This window comes from Helicobacter pylori, assembly GCF_009689985.1.
Classification (GTDB): Bacteria; Campylobacterota; Campylobacteria; order Campylobacterales; family Helicobacteraceae; genus Helicobacter; species Helicobacter pylori_CG.
The window spans coordinates 172,809-181,027 of record NZ_QBAW01000003.1 but is presented as its reverse complement, the minus strand read 5'-3'; the positions used below and the strand labels follow the sequence as shown (position 1 = coordinate 181,027).

Genomic DNA, 8,219 nt, shown 5'->3' with positions numbered 1-8,219 from the left:
AGAGCCGAACGAAAATAACCCTTCGTTAAAGCGCTTGATACAAGCCGTTAAGGACATGCAAAAAGAAAAAGAGAAAGGGAGTAAGGAAGCTAGTAAGAAAGCCATAGAAGAAACAGAGAAAGAAGCTAAAGCTGAAGCAGTTAAAAAACTATCTTTTGATGAAATTAAAAAACTCATTGATGAAAGCCCACGAACTGGAAGCAGTATGCCTATTTTAGGAATACAAAATTTAAACGCAGAAGCGGTTGAATACATTCAAAAAAATCATAAACGAATAGCGGTTGAAAAGATAGAGCCAAGTTTTGCTAAAGATTTAAGTTTGAAATATCCAAACGACGCAAGGGCGGTTATTGACTATCAAGCTATTAACCATATACTAAAAGAACACAAAAATTTAGCGTATGAAGATATAGCTAATTATAGGGAATTATCCAAACAAGCTAATGAAACCTTAAAACTAAAAGATAATCAAAACCAGCCGGTAGTAGCGAGTTTTAATCAAACAAATGGATTTTTTGTAGTAGTAGAGCAAGTATCAAATGCTAAGAATGAACTAATGCTAAAAACAATGTATAAAGCAAGAGGAAATTATAAGGATAGTTTAATCTATAAGAAAACATTAGCAAAATCTCAGAATAGCAATTGACCATCAGTTATGAGCTGAGTGCTAGACATATTTGATAAAGCTAATGTATTTTGAAACTATACCACAAAAAAACTAAATAAGGATTAAACAAATGAAAGAAATCAAACCATTTGACATGATCTTAGAAGCGAGAACTACGCTTCTTAAACGCATCAAAACGCTTTTACTTTTTTTTGGTCTTAATATGGTGTGTTTGGGCGTGAGTTTTACCAATAAGCCTCATTTGTGGTTTTGGTTTTTAGTGGTAGGTTGCTATTTAGTTTATGAGTGGCAAAACAAGCAGAAAGATTTTCAAAGCACTAAAAGCTTAAAATTTGACAGCGTTAGCGAATTAGAAAAGGATTTAAAAATGGAAGTAACTAATGATGAATGGGAAAATATTAAAAAACTTAATGAAAAGTTAAAAATGTTTTTTAATGTAGAAAATGTATCGCTTATTTTTTTCTTAGTGAGTTATTTAATTGTGGGCATGCGTGTTACCCTCTCTCTTATAGATAATCACGGAGTGTTGAAATGAATTACCCTAATTTGCCTAATAGCGCGCTAGATTTAACCGAACAGCCCGAAGTGAAAGAAATCACTAACGAGCTATTAAAGCAATTACAGAACGCTTTAAAAGGTAATCATCTTTTCACGGATCAAGTGGAATTAAGCCTTAAAGGCATCGTTAGGATTTTAGAAGTGCTTTTGAGTTTGGATTTTTTTAAAAACGCCAACGAGATCGATAGCAGTTTAAGAAATTCTATTGAGTGGCTTACTCACGCAGGCGAGAGCTTAAAAGCCAAGATGCGAGAATACGAGCACTTTTTTAACGATTTCAATGCGAGCATGCACGCCAACGAGCAAGAAGTAACCAACACCTTAAACGCTAACACCGAGAACATTAAAAGCGAAGTTAAAAAGCTAGAAAATCAATTGATAGAAACCACTACAAGGCTTTTAACGAGCTATCAAATCTTTTTAAACCAAGCACGAGATAACGCTAACCATCAAATCACCGAAAACAAGACCGCAAGCCTTGAAGCAATAACACAAGCCAAAGAAAACGCTAATAACCAAATCACCGAAAACAAAACCCAAAGCCTTGAAGCGCTTACACTTGCGAAAACCACCGCTAATAACGAAATAACCGCCAATAAAACGCAAGCGATAAACAACATTAACGAAGCGAAAGAAAGTGCTAATAACGAAATAAACACCAATAAAACGCAAGCGCTAAGCAACATCACGCAAGAAAAACAACAAGCTACAAGCGAGATCACGCAAGCGAAACAAACCGCATTTAACGAACTTTTAGAAACCTTAAAGCCGAAGTTTAGCGGTTTGTATAGCGGGATTTTCTACATTAGAAACACGATTTACATTCAAGGCGGATGGGAGCAAAAAATCAAAGACTTGAGCGATTACACGCTAGAAACAAGCAAAAAATACGAAATAGAAGTATTTTTTAATTTCGTTACGGCGCAAAAAACAGAAAATAGCGCGTTTTTTGGGCTAAAAACGCAAGAAGGCTTTTTGAAAGAAAGCATTCAAAAGATCGTATATAAATACACCGCGCAAACCTACCACACAAAGCTTTTAGTGGAGAATTTGAGCGGTGTTTTAGGATTGTATCATGGGTATTTTTACGGGAATATCAATTATTTCAATGAGAGCCTCGTAACGATTATATCAACAAAGAGGGCTTTAAAAGGGTTATAATTAACTCTCATTGAGCGTATGGGTGTGAGAAAAATAAGCCTAAAATCCATTTTAAATCTTGGATCTGTTCTCACCAAACATGAATAACTAAAGCTTTTTGACTAACGCCAAGCTCTTTGCTATGGATTGTAAAAAATGTTTTTAGCATTTTTTAGATTTTATTATCCATATTTGATGAGAGTCAAGCCTTTTTTATTTAAAAAGGGCTGTATCAATCACAAGGAAATGTAATCCACTTCTTTGGGTTTTTGATGGTTGGCAATGAGTTGCTTACAGGTCGCAACGCCTTCTGAAGTACCAACCATTAATAGTTTGGATTCGCTTGCAATAATCGTTTCCCCGTCAGGCATGGGGATGTATTTGCCATCTTTTTGAGTGATACCAATCACAAACGCTTTAGCGATCTCTCTAAAATGGGCTTCTTTTAATTTCCTTAACACAAGCCAGCTGGTTTTAGGGACAATCACTTCCTCTAAGTCTAAAAGCGTGTCTTTTTTATTGATAAAACGCTCTAATATATTTTCCATATCCGGACGCACCGCCATCGCGCTCACTCTCTGCGCCATGAGTTTTGTAGGGGAAACCACCATATCAGCCCCTAATTTTTTTAATTTTTCTAAGCCTTCATCGCTATGCGCGCTCGCAATGATGTGGTAAGGTTTGCGCTTCAATTCCTTTTCAAACAAGCGCACGCTCACCATTAACGCCACATTCACCGGTAAAATCTTAGACAACGCCACAACGCCCCTAGCGCTGCTTAAGTGGGTTTTTAGCATGGCTAAATTGGTGTGCGGATCGCCTATGATATAGTAGGGGTATTTGTGCTTAATGGCTTCTTCTTCAAAACTAGGGTCATTATCCACGACCACAAAAGGGATTTGAGCGGAGCGGAACTGCTTGCTCAATTCAATGGTGTATTCATTGTGGTAACAAATCACATAATGATCCTTAAGGCGTGCGATTTTATAAATCATACCTTTCTCCTTAATCAATCTGGTAAGCGTGCCTTTATTGACCACGCTAACTAAAATAGCCACGCTAAAGGCAATAATTCCTGCCCCAAAAAACATCAAAATGGAAGTTAAAAAAATACTTATAGGCCCAAACTGGCTTTCATTTAAAGCGCCAAACCCTGTAGCTGTCATGGTGTAAGTCGTTTGAAAGAAAGCTTGCATAAGGCTATAATTTTCTAGGGCGAAGTATCCTAGAGTGCCTAAAAGCACAAGCAATTGGATTAAAATAAGCGGGAGTCTAAAGACCTTAAATTGCTCATAGATTTCAGAATTTAAATTGACTTCTGGCTGATTTTCATCGTCTTTTTTGATTTTAAAAAATTTCAACTTTTCAAACAAAACCAATTCCTAGATCAAAATAAATTCTTTTGAAAGCGTTTCATCTTTAAACTCCCTTAAAATATCAAGCCCGATCACACTAGAATTGATACTTAATAAAGGAGTTTAGTTTTAAGGGTTTTTAAAGATGTTGTAAAAACCCTAAACGGCTAAGCCCCTTTACGCATGGTTCTTAAAGTGGAAGCAGCCACCTTAATGCGTTTAGTCGTGCCGTCATCTAATTGGATCTTAATCGATCGCAAGTTAGGGAGTAAGCGGCGTTTATTTTTGTTGTTCGCATGACTGACATGATTGCCTACCATAGGCCCTTTAAAAGTTAAAGTGCATCTTTTTGCCATTGTGTATCCTTAAATATTGAAATAAACTTTGCATTATACTTAAAATAGCCTTTAAAAAGACTGATTTTAAGGCTAATTTTTAAATGGTTCGTTTAAGAACTACTTTTTTTGAGGCATAGAACTTTTAAACCCTTTCATTCTATCAATCGCCTCTTTGTGTTGAGAAATATTTTTTTCTGTCAATTCCGTTACGGCTTTTTTCATGATTAAAGCGTATATTTTGTTTAAAATCTGATGGATCGCATCTTCTTTATTCTTTTCTAAATCTTCATGGATAATGCTGTTTGAAGAATTAAACCCTCCAGAATTACTCTGTTTGTAAGTGTAGGTTATTGCCTGAAAAGTTCCCACTTCCACAGCAAAATCATGGACTACACGATTGCTTTCTGGCTCATAAAAACTAAACCACACAGAGCCTGAGCTTTGATCCACTAGCGTGCCTAAATTAGGATTATTGGGATCTTTTAAATTCATTTTCAAATCTTCTAAAACGCCCACCCACCCTTTCACATCTAAAACAGCAAAAAGCTTTCTTTTATCCTGTAAAGTTAAAGCGCTTTCATCTTTAAAAAAGAGCGTTTGATAGCCTCTTTTCTCAAAAATAGTTTGGATTTGATTGATTAAAGCGTTTTGAAACTTATCAATATAGGGTTTTAGATTATCGCTCACTTGAATGCGCGGCGCTAAAATACCGATCAAACGATAATTTTGTGGGGCTTGGGCGACATGCAAAGAGTAGTTAAAATTGAATGGCGTTACTTTTTGAGTGGTTTGGATTTTTTCATTAACTTGAATGGGTTTTTCTTGTTGGTTTTGGGGTTTTACTTCAGCAACTGGTTTAATCGTGCAACCAACCAACACGCTTGAAAGCCCCAAAGCGATTAGCGTTTTAAAACAAAGTCTTTGAGGAAAAAATAAACGCTTAAAAAAGAAACAATTCATGAAGCACTCCCAAAAATTAAGTTATAGCGTGATTATACTTTAACTCATGCTGATTTTAAGCGAGTCAATTTGCGCTACAATTTTCTTTTTTTCTAAATTTCAAGCATGGCGATTTTAGGGGATTTTATGCTCTATTCTTTATTGTATGGCTATTTTAATATCAATCTTTTCCAGTATTTAACCTTTAGAGCAGGGTTAGGGTTTTTCATAGCCTTTTTCCTCACGCTTTTTTTAATGCCTAAATTCATTTTATGGGCCAAGGCTAAAAAGGCTAACCAGCCCATTTCTAGCTTCGTGCCAAGCCACCAGAATAAAAAGGATACCCCTACGATGGGAGGGATTGTTTTTGTTTTTGCAACCATTGTTGCGAGCGTGTTGTGCGCGTCTTTGAGTAATCTTTATGTGTTGTTAGGGATAATCGTGTTAGTGGGCTTTAGTTTTGTGGGTTTTAGAGACGATTACACTAAAATCAACCAACAAAATAACGCCGGAATGAGCGCGAAAATGAAATTTGGCATGCTTTTTATTCTTTCGCTTGTGGTGTCTGTTTTGTTGAACCTTAAGGGGTTAGACACTTTTTTATACGCGCCTTTTTTGAAAAACCCCTTGTTTGAAATGCCCGCAATTTTAGCGGTTGGTTTTTGGGTGTTGGTTTTCTTATCCACAAGCAATGCGGTGAATTTAACCGACGGGTTAGACGGCTTAGCGAGTGTGCCTAGCATTTTCACCCTCTTAAGCCTTTCTATCTTTGTGTATGTGGCAGGGAATGCGGAATTTTCTAAATACTTGCTCTATCCTAAAGTCATAGATGTGGGGGAATTGTTTGTTATCTCGCTAGCGTTAGTGGGATCACTCTTTGGCTTTTTGTGGTATAACTGCAACCCGGCAAGCGTGTTTATGGGCGATAGCGGGAGTTTGGCCTTAGGAGGGTTTATCGCTTATAACGCTATTGTTTCGCACAATGAAATCTTACTCGTTTTAATGGGATCTATTTTTGTAATAGAAACTCTGTCGGTGATTTTGCAAGTAGGGAGTTATAAAACCCGTAAAAAACGCCTTTTTTTAATGGCACCCATCCATCATCATTTTGAGCAAAAGGGTTGGGCAGAAAATAAGGTGATCGTGCGTTTTTGGATCATTTCCATGCTGAGTAATTTAGTCGCTCTTTTAAGCTTAAAGGTGCGCTGAATGAAAATCTCTTTATTGGGGCATGGCAAAACCACTCTAGCCCTAGCGCGTTTTTTTAAAAAAAACCATAACGAAGTCAAATTTTTTGATGATAAATTCCTTTCATTTCATAAGGATAGAGAGGGTTTTCTTTGTTATCCCAGTAAGGATTTTAACCCTAATGATTCCCAATTAGAGGTAGTCAGCCCTGGCATTAGTTTCACGCACCCTTTAGTCATAAAAGCCAAGCATTTAGTGAGCGAATACGATTATATTGATAGCTTGTTTGATTCTGTTTTCACGCCTACTATAATCAGTATTAGCGGCACTAACGGGAAAACCACCACGACAGAAATGCTCACCACGCTTTTAGAAGATTTTAAGGCTGTGAGTGGGGGGAATATCGGCACGCCCTTGATTGAATTGTTTGAAAAGCAATCGCTTTTGTGGGTGTTAGAAACAAGCTCCTTTTCTTTGCATTACACCAATAAGGCTTACCCTTTAATCTACTTGCTCATCAATGTGGAAGCTGATCATTTGACTTGGCATTGCAATTTTGAAAATTATTTGAACGCTAAACTCAAGGTTTTAACATTGATGCCTAAAACTTCGCTCGCTATCCTCCCTTTAAAATTCAAAGAACATTCAAGCGTTCAAAACTCGCAAGCGCAAAAAATCTTTTTTGACAAAAGCGAAGAGGTTTTAGAGCGTTTAAAAATCCCTTCTAACGCCCTTTTTTTTAAGGGAGCGTTTTTATTAGACGCTGCCTTAGCCCTTTTAGTTTATGAGCAATTTTTAAAAATAAAGAATTTAAAATGGCAAGATTATAGAGAAAACGCCCTTAAAAGACTGAATGCTTTTAAAATTGGCTCGCATAAAATGGAAGAATTTAGGGATAAACAAGGGCGTTTGTGGGTAGATGACAGCAAAGCCACGAACATTGATGCCACCTTACAAGCTCTAAAAACCTTTAAAAACCAAAAAATCCATTTGATTTTAGGGGGCGATATTAAAGGGGTCAATTTAACCCCCCTTTTTGAAGAATTTAAAAATTATGAAGTAAGCCTTTATGCCATAGGATCAAGCGCTTCTATCATCCAAGCCTTAGCGTTAGAATTTAATGTTTCTTGTCAGGTTTGTTTGGAGTTAGAAAAAGCGGTTCAAGAAATTAAAAGCGTTTTATCGCAAAATGAAGTCGCTTTGCTTTCCCCAAGCGCGGCCAGTTTGGATCAATTTTCTTCGTATAAAGAAAGGGGTGAAAGATTTAAAGCGTTTGTTTTAAAAGATTAAAGCGTTTGAACCACTTGGTCTAATTGTGAAATTTTTTGAAAAATCTCGTTCCGTTCTGCTTCGTTTGAAACTTCCATAGAAACATTAAAGCTATAAAATTTAGCGTTTTTAGAAGTGTTTTTTAATTCCAATTTAAAGGGGCGTTGGTAGGTTTCTAAAAGCTCTTTTAACACGCTTTCATCTTTAGTGGTCATAATCACCCTATAATCCCAAAGACAAGGGTAAATAATGGTGGGTTTTCCTGAATCAGATGGCATTGAACAGCTCCTTAAACACTTTAGGAATGGCAATAGGGCTGTATGTGGAGCGGTTGACAAAGCCAAACTTGATTTCTGAGGCAAAGACCTTAAAAGGCTTCATAGGCTCTAAAGAAGCGTTTTGGATGCAATAAATTTCTTGAAAAAGCACCACAAAAACCTTTCTTAATTCTTTAATTTGCGTTCTTATTTCTAAGACCTGCCCAAGGCTTGCGGGGGTGAAAAAATCCGCTTTGATAGAGCGGATAACAAACACGCCTTCTTCATTTTCTGGCAAGACATTTTGTTTAAAAAAAAACTCGCTCCTAGCCCTTTCGCAATATTTCAAATAATTCGCATGATAGACCACGCCTTCAGAGTCGGTATCTTCGTAATATACCCTACAGCGCATTAATTCCCCTTACTTAAATAATGAAATTTTCTTAAAATTATACAATATGTAACTTAACTATAGTATAATCTAGGGGCGTTGCTTTATATTTTTTAGGTATTTTTAAAGTGGGTTTTTTCTTACATCTTAAGATCT

General features: G+C 36.6%; 10 protein-coding genes. 5 read left to right on the top strand and 5 right to left on the bottom strand.

All coding sequences use genetic code 11. The features are described from left to right. From DBU79_RS03790 to DBU79_RS03780, 3 genes are all read left to right on the top strand, one after another. Nucleotides 1-646: PBECR3 domain-containing polyvalent protein (locus DBU79_RS03790; protein WP_459411369.1), on the top strand; the 646-nt coding region annotated here is incomplete at its 5' end. Between the two features lie 91 nt (nucleotides 647-737). After that, nucleotides 738-1,163 (top strand): RipA family octameric membrane protein, encoded by a 426-nt coding sequence (locus tag DBU79_RS03785; protein ID WP_134890075.1) that lies wholly within the window; start codon nucleotides 738-740, stop codon nucleotides 1,161-1,163. Next, nucleotides 1,160-2,347 (top strand): ATP synthase subunit B family protein, encoded by a 1,188-nt coding sequence (locus DBU79_RS03780; RefSeq protein WP_195834221.1) that lies wholly within the window; start codon nucleotides 1,160-1,162, stop codon nucleotides 2,345-2,347. Before DBU79_RS03785 ends, DBU79_RS03780 begins: the two co-directional genes overlap by 4 nt. Before the next feature lie 215 nt (nucleotides 2,348-2,562). On the opposite strand, the gene DBU79_RS03770 is transcribed toward DBU79_RS03780, so the two are convergent. From DBU79_RS03770 to DBU79_RS03760, 3 genes are all read right to left on the bottom strand, one after another. Next, complete coding sequence (locus tag DBU79_RS03770; RefSeq protein WP_154411576.1) at nucleotides 2,563-3,699, bottom strand: potassium channel family protein; 1,137 nt, start codon at nucleotides 3,697-3,699, stop codon at nucleotides 2,563-2,565. Nucleotides 3,700-3,848: 149 nt separating this feature from the next. Next, entirely contained in the window at nucleotides 3,849-4,037 is a 189-nt protein-coding gene (rpmB, locus tag DBU79_RS03765; protein WP_001119008.1) for a 50S ribosomal protein L28, read from the bottom strand. Nucleotides 4,038-4,136: 99 nt separating this feature from the next. Continuing rightward, on the bottom strand, nucleotides 4,137-4,979 hold the full coding sequence (locus DBU79_RS03760; RefSeq protein WP_154411575.1) for an HpaA family protein: 843 nt from the start codon (nucleotides 4,977-4,979) through the stop codon (nucleotides 4,137-4,139). Between the two features lie 126 nt (nucleotides 4,980-5,105). On the opposite strand from DBU79_RS03760, the gene mraY reads away from it, so the two are divergent. Both mraY and murD read left to right on the top strand, forming a co-directional pair. Then, nucleotides 5,106-6,167 carry a phospho-N-acetylmuramoyl-pentapeptide-transferase gene (gene mraY / locus DBU79_RS03755; protein WP_154411574.1) on the top strand — a complete coding sequence of 354 codons (1,062 nt, stop codon included), beginning with the start codon at nucleotides 5,106-5,108 and terminating at the stop codon, nucleotides 6,165-6,167. Continuing rightward, entirely contained in the window at nucleotides 6,168-7,436 is a 1,269-nt protein-coding gene (gene murD / locus DBU79_RS03750) for a UDP-N-acetylmuramoyl-L-alanine--D-glutamate ligase (RefSeq protein ID WP_154411573.1), read from the top strand. Here the strand turns inward: murD and DBU79_RS03745 are convergent. Further along, nucleotides 7,433-7,693 (bottom strand): HP0495 family protein, encoded by a 261-nt coding sequence (locus DBU79_RS03745; protein WP_130779363.1) that lies wholly within the window; start codon nucleotides 7,691-7,693, stop codon nucleotides 7,433-7,435. The genes murD and DBU79_RS03745 overlap by 4 nt on opposite strands. Continuing rightward, entirely contained in the window at nucleotides 7,683-8,084 is a 402-nt protein-coding gene (gene ybgC, locus DBU79_RS03740; protein WP_001203803.1) for an acyl-CoA thioesterase YbgC, read from the bottom strand. The genes DBU79_RS03745 and ybgC overlap by 11 nt, the downstream gene beginning before the upstream one ends. Nucleotides 8,085-8,219: the final 135 nt, after the last annotated feature.

Excerpts from the sequence above, each read along its gene's own strand:
- DBU79_RS03745 (WP_130779363.1), bottom strand. The coding sequence starts at position 7,693 with ATGCCATCTGATTCAGGAAAACCCACCATTATTTACCCTTGTCTTTGG.
- DBU79_RS03760 (WP_154411575.1), bottom strand. The coding sequence starts at position 4,979 with ATGAATTGTTTCTTTTTTAAGCGTTTATTTTTTCCTCAAAGACTTTGT.
- mraY (WP_154411574.1), top strand. The coding sequence starts at position 5,106 with ATGCTCTATTCTTTATTGTATGGCTATTTTAATATCAATCTTTTCCAG.
- DBU79_RS03780 (WP_195834221.1), top strand. The coding sequence starts at position 1,160 with ATGAATTACCCTAATTTGCCTAATAGCGCGCTAGATTTAACCGAACAG.
- rpmB (WP_001119008.1), bottom strand. The coding sequence starts at position 4,037 with ATGGCAAAAAGATGCACTTTAACTTTTAAAGGGCCTATGGTAGGCAAT.
- ybgC (WP_001203803.1), bottom strand. The coding sequence starts at position 8,084 with ATGCGCTGTAGGGTATATTACGAAGATACCGACTCTGAAGGCGTGGTC.
- murD (WP_154411573.1), top strand. The coding sequence starts at position 6,168 with ATGAAAATCTCTTTATTGGGGCATGGCAAAACCACTCTAGCCCTAGCG.
- DBU79_RS03785 (WP_134890075.1), top strand. The coding sequence starts at position 738 with ATGAAAGAAATCAAACCATTTGACATGATCTTAGAAGCGAGAACTACG.